This window comes from Streptomyces sp. NPDC048514 (assembly GCF_043199955.1).
Classification (GTDB): Bacteria; Actinomycetota; Actinomycetes; order Streptomycetales; family Streptomycetaceae; genus Streptomyces.
This window is the reverse complement of sequence record NZ_JBICWT010000009.1, coordinates 45621-66435: the sequence shown is the minus strand read 5'-3', so window position 1 is coordinate 66435 and position 20815 is coordinate 45621. Positions and strand designations below refer to the sequence as shown.

At 70.5% G+C, this 20815-nt stretch carries 19 protein-coding genes and 1 pseudogene; 13 read left to right on the top strand and 7 right to left on the bottom strand.

What is annotated here, in order from left to right:
* Nucleotides 1-180 precede the first annotated feature (180 nt).
* Nucleotides 181-504 (bottom strand): hypothetical protein, encoded by a 324-nt coding sequence (locus tag ACGFT2_RS20710; RefSeq protein WP_393280201.1) that lies wholly within the window; start codon nt 502-504, stop codon nt 181-183.
* A gap of 118 nt (nt 505-622) precedes the next feature.
* Between ACGFT2_RS20710 and ACGFT2_RS20705 the strand changes: the two genes are divergently transcribed.
* Nucleotides 623-1147, top strand: coding sequence for a hypothetical protein (locus ACGFT2_RS20705; protein ID WP_393280198.1), 525 nt, complete (start codon nt 623-625; stop codon nt 1145-1147).
* Here the strand turns inward: ACGFT2_RS20705 and ACGFT2_RS20700 are convergent.
* Nucleotides 1108-1389 carry a hypothetical protein gene (locus tag ACGFT2_RS20700; protein ID WP_393280196.1) on the bottom strand — a complete coding sequence of 94 codons (282 nt, stop codon included), beginning with the start codon at nt 1387-1389 and terminating at the stop codon, nt 1108-1110. The genes ACGFT2_RS20705 and ACGFT2_RS20700 overlap by 40 nt on opposite strands.
* A gap of 548 nt (nt 1390-1937) precedes the next feature.
* On the opposite strand from ACGFT2_RS20700, the pseudogene ACGFT2_RS20695 reads away from it, so the two are divergent.
* A pseudogene (locus ACGFT2_RS20695) lies at nt 1938-2060 on the top strand (IS5/IS1182 family transposase); the annotation flags it as partial.
* A 70-nt stretch (nt 2061-2130) separates the two neighbouring features.
* Here ACGFT2_RS20695 and ACGFT2_RS20690 read toward each other — a convergent pair.
* Entirely contained in the window at nt 2131-2754 is a 624-nt protein-coding gene (locus ACGFT2_RS20690; RefSeq protein WP_393280194.1) for a DJ-1/PfpI family protein, read from the bottom strand.
* Between the two features lie 88 nt (nt 2755-2842).
* On the opposite strand from ACGFT2_RS20690, the gene ACGFT2_RS20685 reads away from it, so the two are divergent.
* From ACGFT2_RS20685 to ACGFT2_RS20640, 10 genes are all read left to right on the top strand, one after another.
* Nucleotides 2843-4180 carry a PLP-dependent aminotransferase family protein gene (locus tag ACGFT2_RS20685; protein WP_393280191.1) on the top strand — a complete coding sequence of 446 codons (1338 nt, stop codon included), beginning with the start codon at nt 2843-2845 and terminating at the stop codon, nt 4178-4180.
* Nucleotides 4181-4473: 293 nt separating this feature from the next.
* A complete protein-coding gene (locus ACGFT2_RS20680; RefSeq protein WP_393280188.1) occupies nt 4474-5145 on the top strand; it encodes a hypothetical protein in 672 nt (223 codons plus the stop codon).
* 429 nt (nt 5146-5574) lie between these two features.
* The gene (locus ACGFT2_RS20675; protein WP_393280186.1) at nt 5575-6867 is read left to right on the top strand and encodes an alpha/beta fold hydrolase; all 1293 of its coding nucleotides are present in this window, start codon (nt 5575-5577) and stop codon (nt 6865-6867) included.
* A gap of 299 nt (nt 6868-7166) precedes the next feature.
* On the top strand, nt 7167-7802 hold the full coding sequence (locus ACGFT2_RS20670; protein WP_393280183.1) for an MBL fold metallo-hydrolase: 636 nt from the start codon (nt 7167-7169) through the stop codon (nt 7800-7802).
* 42 nt (nt 7803-7844) lie between these two features.
* Nucleotides 7845-8624 (top strand): exodeoxyribonuclease III, encoded by a 780-nt coding sequence (locus ACGFT2_RS20665; RefSeq protein ID WP_393280180.1) that lies wholly within the window; start codon nt 7845-7847, stop codon nt 8622-8624.
* 15 nt (nt 8625-8639) lie between these two features.
* The gene (locus ACGFT2_RS20660; RefSeq protein WP_393280177.1) at nt 8640-9059 is read left to right on the top strand and encodes a DUF6278 family protein; all 420 of its coding nucleotides are present in this window, start codon (nt 8640-8642) and stop codon (nt 9057-9059) included.
* A 136-nt stretch (nt 9060-9195) separates the two neighbouring features.
* Nucleotides 9196-9939 (top strand): amino acid ABC transporter ATP-binding protein, encoded by a 744-nt coding sequence (locus tag ACGFT2_RS20655; RefSeq protein WP_393280175.1) that lies wholly within the window; start codon nt 9196-9198, stop codon nt 9937-9939.
* Nucleotides 9940-9954: 15 nt separating this feature from the next.
* Nucleotides 9955-10902 (top strand): glutamate ABC transporter substrate-binding protein, encoded by a 948-nt coding sequence (locus ACGFT2_RS20650; protein ID WP_393280173.1) that lies wholly within the window; start codon nt 9955-9957, stop codon nt 10900-10902.
* Between the two features lie 11 nt (nt 10903-10913).
* Nucleotides 10914-11558: an amino acid ABC transporter permease gene (locus tag ACGFT2_RS20645; RefSeq protein WP_393280170.1), complete on the top strand. Its 645-nt coding sequence runs from the start codon at nt 10914-10916 to the stop codon at nt 11556-11558.
* The gene (locus ACGFT2_RS20640; protein ID WP_393280168.1) at nt 11555-12433 is read left to right on the top strand and encodes an amino acid ABC transporter permease; all 879 of its coding nucleotides are present in this window, start codon (nt 11555-11557) and stop codon (nt 12431-12433) included. The genes ACGFT2_RS20645 and ACGFT2_RS20640 overlap by 4 nt, the downstream gene beginning before the upstream one ends.
* Before the next feature lie 48 nt (nt 12434-12481).
* On the opposite strand, the gene ACGFT2_RS20635 is transcribed toward ACGFT2_RS20640, so the two are convergent.
* The gene (locus tag ACGFT2_RS20635) at nt 12482-14047 is read right to left on the bottom strand and encodes a CocE/NonD family hydrolase (protein ID WP_393280166.1); all 1566 of its coding nucleotides are present in this window, start codon (nt 14045-14047) and stop codon (nt 12482-12484) included.
* Between the two features lie 107 nt (nt 14048-14154).
* Entirely contained in the window at nt 14155-14901 is a 747-nt protein-coding gene (locus ACGFT2_RS20630) for a hypothetical protein (protein WP_393280163.1), read from the bottom strand.
* Nucleotides 14902-15043: 142 nt separating this feature from the next.
* Between ACGFT2_RS20630 and ggt the strand changes: the two genes are divergently transcribed.
* A complete protein-coding gene (gene ggt / locus ACGFT2_RS20625) occupies nt 15044-16849 on the top strand; it encodes a gamma-glutamyltransferase (protein WP_393280161.1) in 1806 nt (601 codons plus the stop codon).
* 183 nt (nt 16850-17032) lie between these two features.
* Here the strand turns inward: ggt and ACGFT2_RS20620 are convergent, their stop codons facing one another.
* Both ACGFT2_RS20620 and map read right to left on the bottom strand, forming a co-directional pair.
* Complete coding sequence (locus ACGFT2_RS20620; protein WP_393280159.1) at nt 17033-19729, bottom strand: ATP-dependent Clp protease ATP-binding subunit; 2697 nt, start codon at nt 19727-19729, stop codon at nt 17033-17035.
* 224 nt (nt 19730-19953) lie between these two features.
* Nucleotides 19954-20730 carry a type I methionyl aminopeptidase gene (map, locus tag ACGFT2_RS20615; protein WP_393280157.1) on the bottom strand — a complete coding sequence of 259 codons (777 nt, stop codon included), beginning with the start codon at nt 20728-20730 and terminating at the stop codon, nt 19954-19956.
* Nucleotides 20731-20815 lie beyond the last annotated feature (85 nt).

Below are 20815 nucleotides of genomic sequence, written 5' to 3'. Positions count from 1 at the left end.
GGACGGCGGGGACGTCCCTGTTGCGTGGCCAGGCGTTGGGTTCGCCGTCGCCCTTCATGAGCAGGCCGAGGTCGTCGGCACTTCCCGTCAGTCCGCCGGGCGGGGCGACCTGGGGTTCGAGACCGGCGACGCGGACGCCACCCAGCAGTTCTGTCCATCCGCCGGTGCCCCGCACGGCCCTCACGGTGGCGCCCCCGCCACCGAAAGCGCGCCACCGGTGAGGGCGCCGTAGAGCGCGGCCTGGCGTACCTCGTCGAGGTTGAGGCCCCTGCTCTCGCCCAGGGCGACGGACATCGGCTGGGTGAGGGCCAGGTCGACGGTGACAGACTCGATGCCCGCGAAGGTGGCGGTGCCGAGGGTCGTACCGGCGATGGTGGCGATCTCGGTGGAGACCGTGACGCCGAGGGTCGCGGCGAGTTCCACGATGGTGGCCGTGGCCGCCGTCGCGGCGGCCTCGGAGATGCCGAAGGTGAAGACGGCCAGTGCCGTGCCGGCGATGATCATTGCGCCGACGATCTCCAGCTCGTGCCTGACGGCGGCCTGGACGACGTACCTGAACCGGATTCTGGACGGCGACGCCTTCTATATGGAGATCACCAACTAGTCGAAGGGCGGCGGCAGCGTGGAACTGCTTCAGGAGTACAACTGCAAGGCGAAACCGGCCCGATGCTGTGTGGAGGTCATGGATGCCGAGGCTGATCTCTACGATGAGGATGCCGCGACTGCTGCCCGCAGTCAGGTGGTAGCCGGCAACGGCTACCACGTGTACATCCATACCTTGCAAGCCGACATCGACGTCGCAGTCACCCTTCGCGTCTGGGATGCCCCGCCGACCGCCCCCGCACAGGCAGAAGGCAGTGTCCCCGTCAGCATCGAGTCGGAAACCGCAATTCTCGTCATCTACCAGCTGGAATACGGACCCGCCGGTCAGATGACCCTGCCCCGACCCGGCGTCTATGAAGGTCACGCCTGGTGGGAGAACCGGCAAGCAACGGCCGACTATTACGAGACGACTCTCGACCACCCCCCTGGCGACACATTCGAAAACCACCTTGACCAGGCATGGAAGAACTGTCCAGTCATCGAGCGCTACGTCCTTGATCTCGCCTACACCGGAGAACCCGCACCTACCGACGATGACCTGTGATGTTCGAACTTGCGGGCCGTGGCCCTGTTGCAGGCAGGGCCTTGATCCGGCGCTGACGCGGTCGAGATAGCTACCGTCCCGGCAGTCGGTCCTCGACGTGTCGCCTTGGTGAGGAACGGCGGTACCAGCACCTCGGTACCGGTCTGCAAGGTGGCTGGCTTTGCGTGGGAGTCGGAGTCGTCGCCGTCTGAGCTTTGGCGCCTGCAGCCAGCACGGCCCGGTAGGGCTCCAAGGGTTCCCACGTCGGCGGCATTCGCCGTTCCTCTCGTCGGTCCGCCGCGGCGAGCGCGGCTGACCGGCTCATGCCCGCCATCATGGCAAATTCTTTTCCGGGGATGCCGAGTTCACCGGAAATGCCGCCGGTTCTGTCGCGGCACCCCGCCTCGTCGGCAAGATGGATGATCATTCGTGCCAGGCGGGCCGGCGGCGGCGGATGGCAAGGTCGGCGCTCAGACGCTCCGTTGCATCCAGTTCGCAGCAGAGGCGGGTCTGCGATCGCCGGAAGGCGGGCGATTTCGTTAGGGCGTGACGACCGGGGCACACCTGATGCCGACACCCCCGATGCAGCGCCCCCGGCTTGTCACGCCCGCCCTCACAGCCGACCAGCGTCACCGTGAAGGAAGCGGCGCAGCGAACAGGACCGAACCTGCTCATTCGGTGGTTTGGCCGGGGCGGCGGGCGGGGCCTCCGGCCCCGTCGCCTGATCAGGTCGCCCAGCAGGAAAAGATCAAGGTGCTGGTCGAGCACTTCACCCTGCAACGCGCGAACGAGGCTTACCAGCTCCTGCACGAAGCTTCCACCGCACCAGCGTGCCCTGGTCGCCCTGGTGTGCCTGCGCAAGCACGACACCCTCGCCCAGGTCGCGGCGGTCTCGGGATGTGGGTCGGGAGCCCACGCCCACACCACAACGGTGATCCGCGAACGACCAGCCAGGCTGGCGGGGGCATGACCTCCCGCCCGGTCACTGCTTGCGTCTGGTCGTTTCAGGCGAGCGCCGGTGTGGGAGCGGGCAGGTAGGGGGTGATGTTGCGCCACGCGCGCTCGATGTATTCCTCCTTCTCGCCGACCGGGGCGACATAGTGGAGTGCGCTTTCGGCGGCGTCGTTGCCCTCCAGGCGGGCGATGATCCAGCCGGCGAGATAGTGCGAGGCGAGGCAGCCGCCGGCGGTGGCGATGTTGTCCTTGGCGTAGAAGGGCTGGTTGAGCACCTCGACGCCGGCGGCGACGACCCAGGGCTTGGTGGTCAGGTCGGTGCAGGCGGGGACGTCGTTCAGCAGGCCGAGCCTGGCCAGCACGAGCGCGCCGGAGCACTGCGCGGCGATGAGTTGGCGCGAGGGGTCCAGGCCGCGCAGGATGTTCATGATCGCCTGGTCTTCGACGACCTCGCGGGTGGCGATGCCACTGCCGACGATGACCGCGTCAGCGCCGCACGCTTCCTCAAGCGTGGACATCTGCTCGATGGTCACCCCGTTCATCGACGTCACCTTGGGGCTGGGGGTGGCGATGGTGACGCGCCAGCCGTCGGTCTTGACGCGGTTGAGCACGCCGAGCGCGATCAGGGAGTCGAGCTCGTTGTAGCCCTCGAAGGTGAGGATGGCGATGTGCACGGCGGCTGTCCTTCCGGGTGAGTGGATCTTGACGGTAGGGACCCGCGAACGGGACAGTCAAAGAATTGTCATGGATACAATCCGGTGCATGGCAGCCTCGCGGTACAAGATCCTGGTCGACGCGCTCGCGTCCGACATCCGGACAGGCCGGCTCGCCGCAGGCGTGCGGCTGCCGACACACCGCGGTCTCGCCGCCCGCGAAGGCATCTCCTTGGTGACCGCGACCCGGGTGTACGCCGAGCTGGAAGCGATGGGCTTGGTGAGCCGGGAACAGGGCCGCGGCACGTTCGTGCGTGACATCGCGGTTCCCGCTGGCCACGGCATCGATCTGCAATTCGTCGCCACGGACGTGGTCGATCTCAACTTCAACTATCCGTCGCTGCCCGGCCAGGCCGATCTCCTACGGCAGACTCTGCGAGAGGTGGCCACCTCCGGCGAAATCGACTCGCTGCTGCGCTACCAACCCCATAGGGGACGTCCCCAGGACAGAGCCTCGATCGCACGGCACCTGAGGCGTCGAGGGATCACTCCTGACGCGGACCGGATCCTCATCGTCAACGGTGCGCAGCACGGCCTGGCCATCACCGTCATGGCCGCGCTCAACGCCGGCGACGTCGTCGCGGTCGACGCACTCACCTACCCGGGTTTCAAGGTGCTCGCGCATGCCTTTCATCTCGACCTGGAGCCCATACCCACAACCACCGACGGGCCGGATCTCGATGCCCTCGAGAAGCTGTGCGCGACCCGCCCGGTGCGCGCTGTCTACGCCATGCCAACCCTGCACAATCCTCTGGGGTGGGTCATGCCGGCAACCGACCGCACCCGTCTGATCGAGATCGCTCGGCGGCACGGTCCGCTCATCATCGAAGACGCCGCGTACGCCTACCTGGTCGAGGACCCTCCACCGCCTCTGGCCGCAAGTGCACCGGACATCACCGTCTACGTCTCGACACTGTCCAAGAGCGTCGCCACCGGCCTCCGGGTCGGCTTCGTCGTCGCCCCGCCGTCCAGGGTGCCGTCGCTGGAACGCGCGATTCGGGCGACCACCTGGAACACCCCGGCCCTCACCACCGCGATCGCCTGCCGCTGGCTCGAGGACGGCACGGTGGACCAGTTGGAAGCGCAGAAACGCGACGACGCCAAGGCCCGCCAGGCACTCGCCGGACGAGAACTGGCCGGCCTCCCCCTCATCGGACACCCCTCGTCCTACTTCACATGGCTGACCCTGCCCGACGACGCACGCGCCGATCGCCTGACCGCCACCCTCGCGCGTCAGCACATCTCGGTCAGCACGGCGGAGCCCTTCACCACCACGAAACACACGCCACAGGCGCTCCGCCTCGCTCTCGGCTCGACCGATATGGACAGTCTCCGGTCGACGCTGCGCACAGTACGACGAGTCGCCCTCGAGGACGCCTACGCCTGAACCCCACTCGCCGGGCCGACTCCCGCGGCCCGGCGCGGACGGGGAGCCGTCGGCGCTGGTGTGCGGCCGGTCGGCCCGGGATCTGAGTGCCGGTGTCGGAAAAGGCCGCCCGCGCGCAGTTGAACGTTCATGCTGACCGTCCCGTTCGGGCACACCATGAGTGGCCTGACCATGGTGCTCGGCGATGTCGAGAAGGTCACCGCTGTCACCGCCACCCGCCACCGAGAAGTCAAGGACCGCAGTCCGGCCGGGTCTACCGGCCCGACGTCGCCGACCAGGTGGTGTCCGGCGGCGTGCTCTCCTCCGGCGCCGTGGCCTCTGTCCACTACCGCGGCGGCATCTCCCGCGGCACCAACTTCCACTGGGAGATCAACGGAACGGACGGCGACCTGGTCGTCACCGGCGACACCGGACACCTTCAGTTGGGCGAGTTCGCCATCGAAGGGGCGCACGGATCCGGCGCCGAGCTCAGCCGGCTCACCGTACCCGAGCGGTACTTCGACCCCGAACTCCAGGAGCTGCGCGGCACCCCCGCATACAACATCGGCGCCGCCTACGCGCAGATCCGGCGTGACCTGACGCACGGCGGATCCGAGGTGCCCGACTTCGCCCACGGAGCCCGACACCACCGACTGCTCGACCGGATCGAGCGCGCGGCGGAGCACGCCTGCCCCTCAGCAAGGCGGCTTCGCCACGCGGCGGGAATCCGGGGCGCTTCCGGCATGGCCCATGCGTGGACAGACACCATCCCGTGGGCAAGCCAGAAGAGCCCTGAGCTGCTGGAACGCTCAAGACCCAAGGAGACTCCGAAAGCCGCGGGCGCGGGCGATCTCCATCGCTGGGCCTGGCACCGGCTTGACTGCTGCAGCTGCAACCGGCTTCAGCCACGGACGCGGCGTCGCCGCACAGACTGCGGTCGGTTTCCGGGACCGTACAAGAGTCCCACTGTCTGCGGATACGTCTGAGTCCGAAGAAGCGGCACGTGCCGGCCGAGGGCGAAGTCGCAGGTAAACGGATCCGCCGCGATAGCGCCCGCCAACTCGGCTTCGGACGGGGCACCCACGGCTGCGTCCTCTGACAGGGCATCACCTGGATGGTCGCGCAGGTCATGCTAGGTGAGGGGCGCACCCCACAGGCTGTCCTGACCGTCGCCTCAACCGCGGCGGCGACCGACAAGCGAACGCGGCCCTGCACCGGATCGTGCAGACCCGCCTGCGCGTCGATCCGCGTATCCAGGACTACTACGAACGCCGCAGCAAGGAGGGCAAAACCCGGCGCGAGATAGTCCGAAGCCTCAAGCGCTACGCGGCCCGGGAGGTCTTCCACCTGGTCAGACCTGTGCACTCGCAACCCTCGTTATAGGGGCAGTCGTGAGACGTGAGAGGGTCTGGGGCGTGAGTGAGACACCCCCGAACACCCTGCAATACCGCTTTGACGGGCCAGAAGACGCTCCGGTCCTGATCTTGGGTCCCTCACTGGGTACCACATGGCACATGTGGGACCGGCAGGTTCCCGAGCTGATGAAGCAGTGGCGGGTCTTCCGGTTCGACCTGCCGGGGCACGGCGGCGCCCCCGCCCATCCGGCCGCCTCGGTGACCGAGCTGACGGCCCGCCTGCTGGGCACGCTGGACTCGCTCGGCGTGCAGCGCTTCGGCTACGCGGGCTGCGCGCTGGGCGGCGCCGTCGGCATCGAGCTGGCGCTGCGCCACCCGGAGCGGCTCGCCTCGCTCGCGCTGGTCGCCGCCTCGCCGCGGTTCGGCACCGCCGACGAGTTCCGGCAGCGCGGGGTGATCGTCCGCACGAACGGGCTCGACCCGATCGCCCGGACCGCGCCCGACCGCTGGTTCACCGGCGGGTTCGCGGCGGCCCAGCCCGCGATCACCGAGTGGGCGGTGCAGATGGTGCGCACCACCGACCCGGGCTGCTACATCGCCGCCTGCGAGGCCCTCGCCACGTTCGACGTGCGCGGCGAGGTGGGCCGCGTCGGTGTGCCCACTCTCGTGCTGGTCGGCTCGGACGACCAGGTCACCGGCCCGGCGGAGGCCCGCACGCTGGTCGCCGGCATTCCCGACGCCCGGCTCGCCGTGGTCCCCGGCGCCTCCCACCTGGTGCCGGTCGAGCAGCCCGCCGCCGTCACCGACCTGCTGGTGCGCCATTTCTCCACGGCCTGGCAGCAGTCCTACGACACCGGCCAGACGGTGCTGCCGGGCGTCCAGCCCGCCGCCCCGGCCCCGCTCGTGCCGCCGCAGGCCGCTCCGGTCGCGGAGATCGCACCGGCCGCCGGACCGGCGCAGCCCGCCGCGCAGCCCGACCGGCACGAGACCGGGATGAAGATCCGACGGGAGGTGCTGGGCGACGCGCACGTCGAGCAGACCCTGGCGCAGGCCGGCGAGTTCTGCGGGGACTTCCAGGAGTTCGTCACCCGCTACGCCTGGGGCGAGATCTGGGACCGGCCGGGCCTGGACCGCCGCACCCGCAGCTGCATCACGCTGACCGCGCTGGTCGCGGGCGGCCACCTGGAGGAGCTCGGCGTCCACATCCGGGCGGCCCTGCGCAACGGGCTCACCCCGGACGAGATCAAGGAAGTGCTGCTGCAGACGTCCGTGTACTGCGGGGTGCCGGCGGCCGGCCGCGCCTTCCAGGTGGCCCAGCGGATCATCCGCGAGGAGACCACGCCCGCCGAGTGAGGCCCCACGGCGCGAAGTGAGGCTCGAAGGGCACCGAGTGCGGCCCGATGCCGGCCGTGTGGGGCCTACGGCGCGAAGTGAGGCTCGAAGGGCACCGAGTGCGGCCCGGTGCCGGTCGTGTGGGGCTCTACGGCGCCGAAGTGAGGCCCGGCGGGCACCGAGTGCCGCCCCCATACCGGCCGAGTGAGGCCCCGTATCCGCCGGCGACGGCCGACGAGTGAGGCCCCACGCCCGCCGAGCGAAACCCCCGCGGCGCCGCGTGCGTCCCCGCGGGGCCCGAGGCGGCAGGATGGGGAGACATGAAGCTCACGAAGAAGTCCCACGCCTGTGTGCGCCTGGAGAAGGACGGCCGCACGCTCGTCATCGATCCCGGCGGGTTCAGCGAGCAGGACGCGGCGGCCGGCGCGGACGCGATCCTGGTCACGCACGAGCACGCCGACCACTTCGACGAGGGCCGGCTGCGGGCGGCCCTGGAAGGCAACCCGGCGGCGGAGATCTGGACGCTGAAGTCCGTCGCCGATCAGCTCACCGCGGCCTTCCCGGGGCGCGTGCACACCGTCGGCCACGGCGACACCTTCGCCGCCGCGGGCTTCGAGGTGCAGGTTCACGGCGAACTGCACGCGGTGATCCACCCGGACATCCCGCGCATCACCAACGTCGGTTATCTGATCGACGGAGGCAGGGTCTTCCACCCGGGCGACGCGCTGACCGTCCCGGACCACCCGGTGGAGACGCTGCTGCTCCCGGTCATGGCCCCCTGGAACAAGATCGCCGAGGTGATCGACTACGTCCGCGAGGTCGCACCGCAGCGCGCCTACGACGTCCACGACGCCCTGCTCACCGACCTCGCCCGCCCGATCTACGACCGGCAGATCGGCGGGCTCGGCGGCACGGACCACCAGCGGCTCACCCCCGGGGCGTCCGCGCAGGTGTGAGCGGGCCCGGCGTTGTCACACCCGCCGGGTAGGTTGTGAGGCATGCGCATCGCCACCTGGAACGTGAACTCGATCACCGCCCGCCTGCCCCGGCTGCTGGCCTGGCTGGAGAGCAGCGGCACCGACGTGCTGTGCCTTCAGGAGGCCAAGGTCGCCGAGGAGCAGTTCCCGTCGGAGCAGCTGCGCGAGCTGGGCTATGAGTCGGCGGTCCACGCCACCGGCCGGTGGAACGGCGTGGCGGTGCTCTCGAGGGTGGGCCTGGAGGACGTCGTCAAGGGCCTGCCCGGCGACCCGGGCTACGACGGCGTGACCGAGCCGCGCGCGATCTCGGCGACCTGCGGCCCGGTCCGCGTCTGGTCGGTGTACGTGCCGAACGGCCGCGAGGTCGGCCACCCGCACTACGCGTACAAGCTGCAGTGGTTCGAGGCTCTGAAGGCGGCCGTGTACGGCGACGCGCAGGGAAGCCGCCCGTTCGCCGTCCTGGGTGACTACAACGTGGCGCCGACCGACGACGACGTCTTCGACGTCGCCGCCTTCGAGGGCGCCACGCACGTCACCGTCGCCGAGCGGGCCGCCCTGGCCGCCCTGCGCGAGGCCGGTCTGGACGACGTGGTGCCGCGCCCCCTGAAGTACGAGCACCCCTTCACGTACTGGGACTACCGCCAGCTGTGCTTCCCGAAGAACCGCGGCATGCGCATCGACCTGGTGTACGGCAACCAGCCCTTCGCCGGGGCGGTCAAGGACGCCTACGTCGACCGTGAGGAACGCAAGGGCAAGGGCGCCTCCGACCACGCGCCGGTGGTGGTCGACCTCGACGTCTGATGCCACGCTGGGTCCATGAACATTCCGTTCCTGGGCCACCGGCACAAGAAGAACGGTCCCGCGGTGCTCTTCGCCGACCCCGAGTCGGTCGCCGCGCTGTTGTCCGAGTGTGAACTGCTCCGCTCGCAGGCGGCCCAGGCGGGTGTCCGGCTGGACGACACCCCGGCCTCCCTGGAGGCCCTGGACCAGATGGTGCCGCGCTGGCGCGACGACGCCGAGACGCTGCCCTGGCTGGGCAACGACGCGGGGCTGTATCTGGGCACGGTCGTGGTGCGGACCGTGCCCGGCGCCGTGTGGGCGATCCGCGCGGACGGCGAGCCCGTCGTACGCCTCGCCTCCGGCCGGGAGGCCGAGGTGGTGCCGGCCGGGCAGGAGTGGGCCGCGAGCGGTGTTCCCGAGCTGTCCCAGCTGTACGCGGAGATCGCCGAATCCTGAGACCGCGGGTCCACGACAGTCTCCCGATGGCGTAAATACGGCTAATGCCCGAAAAGTGCGTGTCGTCCACCTGCTCCACTGTTGTCTGGATAGTTTGCGGCAACCACGACACAGCTGAGAGCGAGTAGGGCTGCGGATGGCCGTCGATCCGTTGATCGAACTGCGGAACGTCAACAAGTACTACGGGAAACTGCATGTCCTCAGGGACATCGACCTCACCGTCGGCAAGGGGGAGGTGGTCGTGGTCATCGGCCCTTCGGGGTCGGGCAAGTCGACGCTGTGCAGGGCGGTCAACCGGCTGGAGACCATCGCCTCCGGCACCATCACGCTCGAAGGGCGGCCGCTGCCCGAGGAGGGCAAGGCCCTCGCCCGGCTCCGGGCCGAGGTCGGCATGGTCTTCCAGTCCTTCAACCTCTTCGCCCACAAGACGGTCCTGCAGAACGTCTCTCTCGCCCAGGTCAAGGTCCGCGGCCGCAAGAGGGACGACGCCGACCGCCGTTCCCGCGAACTCCTGGACCGGGTCGGTCTGCTGAACCAGGCCGACAAGTACCCGGCACAGCTGTCCGGCGGCCAGCAGCAGCGCGTGGCGATCGCCCGCGCCCTCGCCATGGGCCCCAAGGTGATGCTCTTCGACGAGCCCACCTCCGCCCTCGACCCGGAGATGATCAACGAGGTGCTGGAGGTCATGCGGCAGCTCGCCCGGGACGGCATGACCATGGTCGTCGTCACCCACGAGATGGGCTTCGCCCGCGCCTCCGCCAACCGCGTCGTCTTCATGGCCGACGGACGGATCGTGGAGGACCGCAGCCCGGAGGAGTTCTTCACCAACCCGAGCAGCGACCGGGCCAAGGACTTCCTCTCCAAGATCCTCAAGCACTGACCGGGAGTACGACCCATGTTCCGTACCACCCGTGTGCCGGCCGCCCCGACCACCCGTGTGCGCCGGCCCCTGTGCGCCGCCCTGCTCGGCGCCTGTGCCCTGCTCGCGGCCGGCTGCGGCAAGGACGGCAGCCCGCCCGCCAAGGGACCGGCGGCCGACGAACTCCCCGACTACCGGGTGGCGCGGGACTTCCGCCTGCCCGGCTCCAGGACCTGGACCCGCGCCGAGAAGCGCGGCCACCTCGTCGTCGGCACCAAGGAGGACCAGCCCTACCTCGCCGAGAAGGACCCGGCGACCGGCGGCTACTCCGGCTTCGACGTCGAGATCGCCAAGATGATGTCCGCCTCCCTCGGCTTTCCGCCGAAGACGATCCGATTCCGCACCATCGCCTCGGCCAACCGCGAGACCGCCCTGCAGAACGGCCAGATCGACTACTACGTCGGCACCTACACCATCAACGCCAACCGAAAGAAGCTCGTCGGGTTCGCCGGCCCCTACTACATGGCCGGCCAGTCCCTGCTGGTCCGCAAGGACGAGAAGGACATCCACGGCCCCCAGGACCTCGCCGGCAGACGCGTCTGCTCGGCGGCCGGCTCGACGCCGTACCAGCGCATCAAGGACGACTACCCGAGGGCGGTCCTGGTCGCCTACGACACCTACTCCGTCTGCGTCGACAACCTGCTCACCTACCAGGTCGACGCCGTCACCACCGACGACGCCATCCTCATCGGCTACGCGGCCAAGGCCCCCGACGAACTGAAGGTGGTCGGACGGCCGTTCTCGAAGGAGCCGTACGGCATCGGCGTCCCGCACGGCGACAACGCCCTGCGCTTCGCTCTGGACGACGCGACTCAGGCACGGGAGAGGAACGGCGACTGGAAGAAGGCGTACGACGCCACGCTCGGCCTCTCGGGCGTGCCCGCCCCCCACCCGCCCGCGATCGACCGCTACCCGGCGAGCTGAGCGAGGACGGCATGAACGTACTGAAAGACAACTTCCCGACCTACTGGGAAGGTTTCCTCGGCACGGTCGAACTGACCGTCTACGCCTCCCTGCTGGCGCTGGTACTGGGATTCCTGATGGCGTCCTTCCGGGTCGCCCCGGTCGGCTCCCTGCGGGTCTTCGGCACGGTCTGGGTCACCGTCCTGCGCAACACCCCGCTCACCCTGCTCTTCTTCGCGGTGCTGCTCGGTCTGCCCAGGTTCGGACTCGTGCTGCCCTTCCAGGTGTTCGCGGTGCTCGCCCTCGGCTGCTACACCTCGGCGTTCATCTGCGAGGCACTGCGCTCCGGCATCAACACGGTCCCCACGGGGCAGGGCGAGGCGGCCCGCAGTCTCGGCATGACCTTCGCGCAGACGCTGAACCTGGTCGTGCTGCCGCAGGCTTTCCGGTCCGTGATCCCACCGGTCGGCTCCACGCTCATCGCGCTCGCCAAGAACTCCGCGATCGCGGGCGCCTTCAGCGTCACCGAACTGCTCGGCACCTACAAGACCATCAACGAACTGGGCTACAACATCGTCTGGACCTTCGTCTGGATCGCCGTCGGCTACCTGATCATCACACTCGCCATCAGCGCCCTGTTCAACCTGCTGGAGCGCAAGTGGGGAGCGGCCCGATGACCGAGGCCACCGCCCTCTACGACGTCCCGGGCCCGCGCACCCGGCATCGGCACCTCCTCTACGGCGTCCTGTCCACCGCGGTCATCCTCGCCCTCGTCGCCTGGATCCTGTACCTCCTCTTCAGCACCGGCCAGTTCACCTACACCAAGTGGATGCCGTTCGAGTACAAAGGCATCCAGGAACTGCTGCTGCGCGGTCTCGGCAACACCCTGAAGGCGTTCGCGCTCGCCGCCGTCCTCTCCCTCGCCCTCGGCGGGGTGCTGGCCGCCGGGCGGCTGTCGGACCACCGATGGGTACGCCGGCCGGCCACGCTCGTCGTGGAGTTCTTCCGGGCCATGCCCGTCCTGGTGATGATCTTCTTCATCTTCGTGGCGCTCAAGGTGCAGCCGCTGCCCGCGCTGGTCGCGGGCCTCACCCTCTACAACGGCTCGGTGCTCGCCGAGGTCTTCCGCTCCGGGGTGAACGCCGTCGAACGCGGCCAGCACGAAGCCGCGTTCGCGCTCGGCATGCGCAAGACCCAGGTCATGGTGCACGTCCTGGCCCCGCAGGCGCTGCGGGCCATGCTGCCCGCCATCATCAGCCAGTTGGTGGTCGCTCTGAAGGACACCTCCCTGGGCTTTCTCATCACCTACGAGGAGTTCCTCCACGCCGGGAAGCTCATCGCCTCGAACCTCGACTACGATTTGCCGTTCATCCCCGTGGTGATGGTGATCTCGCCGATCTACATCGGGATGTGCATGCTGCTCTCGTGGTTCGCCGGCTGGGTGTCCCGCCGTGAGCAGCGCAGTCCCAAGACCGAGGCCGTGGCGGTGGCCCCGGCCGGTCCTGGGGCGCTGCTGCCGGGTGGGGAGCCCCCCACGGCCCCGGGACCGTAAGGGGGGCGGCAGTTCAACGGGCCAGGCTCGTCCGGCGGCAGCCGGTGATCACTGCTCGCGCAGCGGGACCGACACGTACGACGGGTCGCCCGGGGGTGAGGAGAAGGTCAGCTGCGCGCCGGACGGGTTGTGCTCGGTGTACAAGGGGTCGACCGTGTCGACCACCAGCGCGAGACGGTGCCCGGCGGGGACGTCGTAGGCCGTGGAGAACAGGTCCAGGTCCAGGCCGAACGGCTCGCCGGGCGTTCGCCCGTACCAGGTGAGGGGCGCGTGCGTGACCAGCTTGCCGAGGCCGAGCGGGCCCACGTCGTACAGGTAGGCGACGAGGGTGCCGCTCTCACTGTTCGGGGTGAGCGTGGTGTGGAGTGTCGCCGTGCCGCGCACCCGCTGGGCCGTGCCGTACCGCTCCGACTGCCACACGGCCGCCCAGCGCCGCGGCAGCAGCGGTATCGAGGCGATCGGCGGCAGCTGGGCCACCTGGTCGAGGATGCTGGAGAGGAAGACGAGCCCGCCGTCCGCCCCGGAGTCGATGTTCGCGTGGATGGTGGTGGAGCCCGCGAGCGCGATCTTCCGCCGCGTGGCGGCGACCGACTTCCAGTCCGGGTAGCCCTCGTATCCCCCCGCGCTACGGGACTTCAGCTGGACCGGCTGCTCCCGGTCGATGCCGTTGGCGGCGCCCTTGAGGTAGTGGTCGAACCAGCGCCGGGTGTCCGTCCACACGTCGTTGGGCAGCCCGAACAGGCCGGTCAGCTCGGCCGTCGCGTGGTCGCCGGGGCGCATCTCGAGCCGCTTGGGGCCGGTCAGCTTCTCGTAGAAGTCGGTGTACTGGTTCGCCGGGAAGACCGTGTCGCCCCAGGCGTTGGCGAGCATGACGGCGGCGCCGTTGCCGTTGAGCTGGTCGACGTAGGTGGTGGCCGAGCGTTTACGGCCCCAGTCGATCATCTCCTGCTCCTTGGCCAGGTTCGAGGAGTACAGGTTGTCGAAGATCTCCCGCAGTTCCGGGCTCTCACGGCCGGTGAGGGTGGCCGCGCCGTCCAGGACGCCGAGGGCCTGTACGTGCTGGGTGCGCCCCGAGTAGATCGAGGCCACCAGGTCCGCCCAGCCGCTGAGCGCGGCCACGACCTTGACGCGCTTGTCGTGGGCGGCGGTCAGCAGGCTGATCCCGGCGCCGTACGACACCCCGGCCATGCCGATGTGCCCCGGGTCGGCCGGGGTGTGCGCGAGGGCCCAGTCGATGACCTTGGAGGCGTCCGCTATGTCCGGCGGACCGGCCACTTCTATCTGGCCGCCGGACTGCCAGAAACCGCGCACGTTGTAGCTGAGCACCACATAGCCGGAGTCGGCGAGCTGCTGTGCCTGGGCGAGGTACTCGACCTGGGGCAGGCCCCAGCTGGTGGGCAGCACGATGAGCGGGTAGGCGTGCGAGCCGTCGGCGCCCGCCGGCGTCAGGACGTTCGCCTTCAGTATCGTGCCGCCGTCGCCCGTGATGTCGACGAAGCGGACGGACGGCGCGGCCTGCGCGACCGGTGCCAGGCCGACGACGGTGCCGGCGACCAGCGCCGCCGAGACGGCTCCCGCGGCCGAGGCGCGCAGAGCGGTGCGACCGTGTCCCATGGGTCACTCCTCACTTGGTTGAGTGCAAAGTGACCCGACGGTAACCGGCCTGCCTTACCGCAAGTAACCCGTCGGTAAGTTACGTGCCGGTAAAGGTTGTTGGTCTTTCACTCGGTTCCGGCGGCGGCGGGTTCGGGCAGCGGGGTCCGCGCCGCGCGCGTCACGTCCGCCACCAGCTCCACCACATCGGGGCCGTAGGCCTCGGAGTTGACCACCTTCAGCAGCAGCGCGAAGGAGCCGGTCCCGTACTTGCGGGCCAGCCGCTCGTGGTGCCGGGCGAGATGGCGGGCGGCGGCCTGGTTGCTGACGGCGGTCTGGCCGCAGAAGAGGAAGACCGGGCGGGCGTCGCGCCGCTCGCCCGCGGTGAGCCGGGCGAGCAGCGCGTACTCGCTCCGGCCGCCGTCCAGGGGGTAGTCGGTGCCGTCGATCCGGAAGGCCCACCGGTCCTGCGCGGCGTCGGCCTCCATGTTCACGCGCACACCCGGCAGCAAGGAGGAGAGATGGGCGGCCATCCGGCGGTTCGAGGCGGGCCCGCCGAGGCAGAACTCCGTGCGCTCGCCGAAGCCCTGCCGGGCGGCGTCGTGCGCCACGACCTGCGCGTGCGCGTGGCAGTCCTTGATGAGCGCGGACAGTTCGAGCAGGGCGAACACGTCGTGCCGCATCACCGACAGCTCCGGTCCGCCCGCGTTGCGGTTGACCACCAGCAGCGACTCGGAATGGTCGGGCAGCCCGAAGAACGCCTGCTGGCGCCGCAGTCCGCGCCGCCACAGGGAGGTGCGGGCGAGCCAGCCGAGTGCGGCGGAGACGCCCGCCGCTATGACCCCCAGCACGATGTTGCGCACGTCGTCGTTCATGGCCGCGCATGCTAGCGGGCCCGGGTGGCGGCTACGTACCCGTGTTCGATGTGTGACGGTCGTGTGGCGGGGAGCCGAGGCGTACTGTCGGTAGGGCACCGATCTGGTTACGCTGCGCGGACTGTCCCGACGGGAGGTACGCATGGGTCGCCCAGGTACGCGGAGACTGGCGGTTCTGGCGGTCTCGGCCGCCGTGGTGTCGGTGGGGGCCGCGGCGCCGCCCGCCGCGACGACGACGAGCCGGCCGGCCGGCAAGGCTCCCGTGGCCGTCGGCTACGGCGGGGCCGTCGCCAGCGTCGACGCGGACGCCTCCGCAGCCGGTATCGAGGTGCTGAAGCACGGCGGCAACGCCGTCGACGCGGCCGTCGCCACCGCCGCCGCGCTCGGGGTCACAGAGCCCTACTCCGCGGGCGTCGGCGGAGGCGGCTACTTCGTCTACTACGACGCGAAGACCCGTACGGTGCACACGATCGACGGCCGGGAGACCGCACCGCTGTCCGCCGACGCCGACCTGTTCACGGAGAAGGGCAAGCCGCTCGCGTTCGCCGACGCCGTCAGCAGCGGGCTGAGCGTCGGCACCCCGGGCACGCCGGCCACCTGGCAGAAGGCGCTGGACGAGTGGGGCAGCAAGCGGCTCGGCACCGTCCTCGGGCCGGCCGAGCGGATCGCCCGCGACGGCTTCACCGTGGACGACACCTTCCGCTCGCAGACCGCGTCCAACGAGACCCGGTTCCGCTACTTCCCCGACACCGCGAAGCTGTTCCTGCCGGGCGGCGGGCTCCCCGTGGTCGGCACCACCCTGAAGAACCCCGAACTCGCCCGCACCTATGAGGAACTGGGCCGCAAGGGCATCGACGCGATCTACCGCGGAGACATCGGCGACGACATCGTCGACACGGTCGAACACCCGCCCGTGGACCCCGCCTCCGGCTGGAACGCCCGCCCCGGCAAGCTCGCCGAGAAGGACCTCGCCGTCTACCGCGCCAAACTGCAGGCGCCCACCAGGACGTCGTACCGCGGCCTGGGCGTGTACTCCATCGCGCCCTCCTCCTCCGGTGGTACGACGGTCGGTGAGGCCCTCAACATCCTGGAGCGGACGAACCTCTCGAAGGCGAGCGAGGTGCAGTACCTGCACCACTTCATCGAGGCGAGCCGGATCGGCTTCGCCGACCGCGGGCGCTGGGTCGGCGACCCCGCCTTCGAGAACGTCCCGACGCGGCAGCTGCTGTCGCAGCGGTTCGCCGACTCGCGCGCCTGTCTGATCAAGGACGACGCGGTGCTCGCCAGCCCGCTCGCCCCGGCGGACCCGCGCCACCCCGCGGCCTGCGGCAAGGGCGGCACGGCGGCTCCGACGACGTACGAGGGTGAGAACACCACCCATCTGACGGCGGCCGACAAGTGGGGCAACGTCGTCTCCTACACGCTCACGATCGAGCAGACCGGCGGCAGCGGCATCACCGTGCCCGGCCGCGGCTTCCTGCTCAACAACGAGCTGACCGACTTCTCCTTCACCCCGGCCAACCCGGCCGTCCACGACCCCAACCTGCCCGGCCCGGGCAAGCGGCCGCGCTCGTCGATCTCACCGACGATCGTCCTGGACCGTCAGAACAAGCCCGTGGTGGCGCTCGGTTCGCCCGGCGGGGCGACCATCATCACCACCGTGCTGCAGACCCTGACCGGGTTCCTCGACCGGCGTCTGCCGCTGGTCGACGCCATCGCCGCACCCCGAGCCAGCCAGCGCAACGCGGCGAAGACGGAGCTGGAACCGGCTCTCTACGACAGCGGCCTGCGGGCGAAACTGGAGGCCATCGGTCACTCCTTCTCGCTGAACCCCGAGATCGGCGCGGCGACCGGTGTGCAGCGGCTGCCGAACGGCAAGTGGCTGGCCGCCGCCGAGAAGACACGGCGTGGCGGCGGCGCGGCGATGGTGGTGGACCCGGCGCCCTAGGCGTCATGACGGCTGCCGCGGTCGCCGTGACGGCTGCCGCGGTCGCCGTGACGGCTGTCTCGGGCGCCGTGAGGGGCTGTCTCGGGCGTCGTGACAGGTACGGCCGGCTGCTCGTCGTGACACGTACGGCTGGGCGTCGTGACGGGTACGGCGAGGCGGTCGTGGGATCCGGCGGCCCGGGCCTCATGACGGAGGTGCGGGCGGCCGGTCCTCCCCGGTGCCTTCCCCCGGGACCTCCCCGGTGCGTTCGCCCCCGCGGTCGCCTCCGCGTTCGCCGGTACCGCTGTCCCCGGCGGCGGGCCCCGGGTGTTCGGCGCCTTGCCCCGTGTGGGCATCGGTGCCGCGCCCGGTGCGTTCGCCGGTGGCCGCCTCGGTGCGGAAGTCCAGCCGTCCTTCCCGCACGTCCACCGTGACCCGGCTGCCCTCGGAGATCGTGCCGTTCAGCAGCAGCCGGGACAGCTGGTTGTCCACCTCCCGCTGGATGGTGCGGCGCAACGGCCGGGCACCGTACTCCGGCTGGTAGCCGCGCTCGGCGAGCCAGTCGACGGCGGCGTCCGTGAACTCGACGCGTACGCCCTGCCCGTCCAGCAGCCGGCGGGTGCTCTCCAGCAACAGGTCGGTGATCTGCCGCAGTTGCTCGCTGCTCAGCTGCCGGAAGACCACGATCTCGTCGATGCGGTTGAGGAACTCCGGCCGGAAGTGCTCGCGCAGCGGCCGGAGGATCTGCTCGCGCCGCGCCTCCTCGTCCGCCTCGGCGCCGCCCGGCCCGAACCCGATCCCGGCACCGCGCCGGGTGATCGCCTCGGAGCCGAGATTGCTGGTCATCACGATGACCGTGTTGGTGAAGTCCACCGTCCGGCCCTGGGAGTCGGTCAGCCGGCCGTCGTCCAGCACCTGGAGCAGGATGTTGAAGACGTCGGGGTGCGCCTTCTCCACCTCGTCGAGCAGGAGCAGCGAGTACGGGTGCCTGCGCACGACCTCGGTGAGCTGCCCGGCCTCCTCGTGGCCGACATAGCCGGGCGGGGCACCGACCAGCCGGGAGACCGTGTGCCGCTCCTGGTACTCGCTCATGTCCAGCCGGACCATGCGGTCCTCGCTGCCGAACAGGGCTTCGGCGAGTGCCCGGGCCAGCTCCGTCTTGCCCACACCGGTCGGGCCGAGGAAGAGGAAGCTGCCGATCGGCCGGTTCGGGCTCGCGAGCCCCGCGCGGGAGCGCAGCACCGCCTCGGTGACCACGGCGACGGCCTCCTCTTGGCCGACCACCCGCTGGTGCAGGTGTTCCTCCAGACCCAGCAGGCGCTCCTTCTCCTCCTGGGTCAGCCGGCTGACCGGGATGCCGGTCTGCCGGGACACCACCTCGGCGATGGCCTCCGCGGTCACCTCCAGCTGCCCCTCGTCCGCCTTGTCCTCCTCGCCCGCCTCCACGATCTGCCGCTTCAGCTCGCCGATCCGGTCGCGCAGCTGCTTGGCCTGCTCGTAGTCCTCGTCCGCGACCGCCTGGTCCTTGTCCCGCACCAGCTGCTCGACCGAGCGCTCCAGCGCGCGGACGTCCGTGCCCTTCGTCCCGGCGCCCAGCCGGACCCGGGCGCCCGCCTGGTCGATCAGGTCGATCGCCTTGTCCGGCAGCCGCCGGTCGGTGAGGTAGCGGTCCGACAGCTCCACGGCGGCGACCAGCGCTTCGTCGGTGTACTGGACCTGGTGGTGCGCCTCGTACCGGTCGCGCAGCCCCCGCAGGATCTCGATCGTGTCCTCGACGGTCGGCTCGGGCACCAGGACCGGCTGGAACCTGCGGGCCAGCGCCGCGTCCTTCTCGATCCGGCGGAACTCCTCCAGCGTCGTCGCGCCCACGATGTGGAGTTCGCCGCGGGCGAGCGCGGGCTTGAGGATGTTGCCGGCGTCCATCGCGCCGCCCTCGCCGCCGGTGCCCGCGCCCACGACCGTGTGCAGTTCGTCGATGAACACGATCAGCCGGTCGGAGTGGGCGCGGATCTCCTCCACGATGTTGTTCAGGCGCTCCTCGAAGTCGCCCCGGTACCGGGTGCCGGCCACGACCCCGGTCAGGTCCAGCGCGACCACCCGCCGCCCGGACAGCACGTCCGGCACGTCACCGTCGGCGATCCGCTGCGCGAGGCCCTCCACGATCGCCGTCTTGCCGACGCCGGCGTCACCGATCAGCACCGGGTTGTTCTTGCCGCGCCGCGACAGCACCTCCACGGTCTGCTCGATCTCCGAGTCCCGGCCGATGACCGGGTCGATACGGCCCTGCCGGGCCAGCTCGGTCAGATCGCGGCCGTACTTGTCCAGGGTGGGCGTGCCCGTGGGCCGCTGCCGCTCCGGGCGGGCCTGCGTGCTGCTCTCCGGAGCCTCGGCCGGCGTGGCGCCTCCGGAGAAGCGGGCCGCGTGCAGGATGTGCCCCGCCGCGGAGTCCGGGTTCGAGGCCAGGGCACTGAGCACGTGCTCCGGGCCGATGTACCCGGCGCCGCTCGCCCGTGCCATGTCGTGGGCGTCCAGCAGGGCCCGCTTGACGGCAGGCGTCAGCGACAGCGAGGTCGGCGGCGGTACCTCGCCGGGCGGGTGCTGGACCGGTCCGGCCCGGCCGTCGATCTCCGTCGCGAGCGAGTCGGGATCCGCCCCGGCCCGGCTCAGCAGGCTGCGGGTGGGCTCGGTGGACAGCGCCGCGCGCAGCAGGTGCTGGGTGTCCAGATCCCGGCTGCCGTGTTCGGCGGCGTACTGGGCGGCCCCTCTGACCAGCTCCCGGGCCGGCTGGCTGAGCAGGCGCCCCATGTCGATGTGGCGGGGCCCCTGCGCTCCGCTCGGGAGCCCGCCGAAGAAGCGGGCCATGAAATCACCGAAGGGGTCAGGAGGGTAGCCGTTGGTCATGGCGTCGAGTTCCTTCGCTGACGATTGGCTTCGCCGGGTGGCCCGATCGGAGCCCACTCATGCCACGATGTCACGATCCATGGGGGCGGGCATGTCGCCTGCTCGGCACCCACCCGACGGCCGCCGGGCGACACGGACCGGCGCGCACGGGTGTGGGCGGCCCAGGGCGGTGTCTCCCGGGCCCCCTCAGGCCCGCGCGCGTCCCGTCGGGATCCGGGCCCCCCTCAGGCCCGCGCGCGTGCCGTCAGGATTCGCGGGCCCTGCTCCGTGATCGCCACCGTGTGCTCGACGTGGGCCGCTCGGGAGCCGTCGATCGTGCGGAGTGTCCAGCCGTCGCTCGCCGTGCAGTACGCGTCGCTGCCGCTCGCGATCAGCATGGGCTCGATGGCGATGACCATGCCCGGCCGGAGCGGGATGCCGCGCCCGGGACGGCCCTCGTTGGGTACCTCGGGCTCCTCGTGCATGCGCCGGCCCACCCCGTGGCCGCCGAAACCGCCCATGATCCCGTACCCGGCGCTACGGCACACGCGGCCCACGGCGTGCGCGATGTCCCCGATGCGGTTGCCGGCCACCGCCGCCTCGATGCCCGCCGCCAGCGCCCGCTCGGCGGTGTCGATCAGCCGGAGGTCCGCCGGGCGCGGGCGGCCCACCACGAAGCTGATCGCCGAGTCGCCGACCCAGCCGTCCAGTTCGGCGCCGCAGTCGACGGAGAGCAGGTCGCCGTCCCGCAGTTGCCGGCCGGTCGGGATGCCGTGCACGATCGCGTCGTTGACCGAGGTGCAGATCACCGCCGGGAAGGGGACCGGTGCGAAGGCGGGGCGGTAGCCGAGGAACGGGGAGGACGCCCCTGCCTCGCGCAGCACCTCTCGTGCCACCTCGTCCAGCTCGCTCAGTGTGACGCCGACGCGCGCGGCCTCCTGTACGGCGGTCAGCGCCCGCCCCACCACCCGGCCGGCAGCGTGCATGGCGTCGATCGACGCGTCCGTCTTGAGTTCCATCATGCCAATTACTATACCGGTATTTGAATGGGGTTGCCGACGCCGGTCGCGCCGACGGCCGGAACGCGGCCGTGGCCCGGTATTAGAA

Excerpts from the sequence above, each read along its gene's own strand:
- ACGFT2_RS20710 (WP_393280201.1), bottom strand. The coding sequence starts at position 504 with ATGATCATCGCCGGCACGGCACTGGCCGTCTTCACCTTCGGCATCTCC.
- ACGFT2_RS20685 (WP_393280191.1), top strand. The coding sequence starts at position 2,843 with ATGGCAGCCTCGCGGTACAAGATCCTGGTCGACGCGCTCGCGTCCGAC.
- ACGFT2_RS20670 (WP_393280183.1), top strand. The coding sequence starts at position 7,167 with ATGAAGCTCACGAAGAAGTCCCACGCCTGTGTGCGCCTGGAGAAGGAC.
- ACGFT2_RS20665 (WP_393280180.1), top strand. The coding sequence starts at position 7,845 with ATGCGCATCGCCACCTGGAACGTGAACTCGATCACCGCCCGCCTGCCC.
- ACGFT2_RS20660 (WP_393280177.1), top strand. The coding sequence starts at position 8,640 with ATGAACATTCCGTTCCTGGGCCACCGGCACAAGAAGAACGGTCCCGCG.
- ACGFT2_RS20655 (WP_393280175.1), top strand. The coding sequence starts at position 9,196 with ATGGCCGTCGATCCGTTGATCGAACTGCGGAACGTCAACAAGTACTAC.
- ACGFT2_RS20650 (WP_393280173.1), top strand. The coding sequence starts at position 9,955 with ATGTTCCGTACCACCCGTGTGCCGGCCGCCCCGACCACCCGTGTGCGC.
- ACGFT2_RS20645 (WP_393280170.1), top strand. The coding sequence starts at position 10,914 with ATGAACGTACTGAAAGACAACTTCCCGACCTACTGGGAAGGTTTCCTC.
- ACGFT2_RS20640 (WP_393280168.1), top strand. The coding sequence starts at position 11,555 with ATGACCGAGGCCACCGCCCTCTACGACGTCCCGGGCCCGCGCACCCGG.
- ACGFT2_RS20635 (WP_393280166.1), bottom strand. The coding sequence starts at position 14,047 with ATGGGACACGGTCGCACCGCTCTGCGCGCCTCGGCCGCGGGAGCCGTC.
- ACGFT2_RS20630 (WP_393280163.1), bottom strand. The coding sequence starts at position 14,901 with ATGAACGACGACGTGCGCAACATCGTGCTGGGGGTCATAGCGGCGGGC.
- ggt (WP_393280161.1), top strand. The coding sequence starts at position 15,044 with ATGGGTCGCCCAGGTACGCGGAGACTGGCGGTTCTGGCGGTCTCGGCC.
- ACGFT2_RS20620 (WP_393280159.1), bottom strand. The coding sequence starts at position 19,729 with ATGACCAACGGCTACCCTCCTGACCCCTTCGGTGATTTCATGGCCCGC.
- map (WP_393280157.1), bottom strand. The coding sequence starts at position 20,730 with ATGATGGAACTCAAGACGGACGCGTCGATCGACGCCATGCACGCTGCC.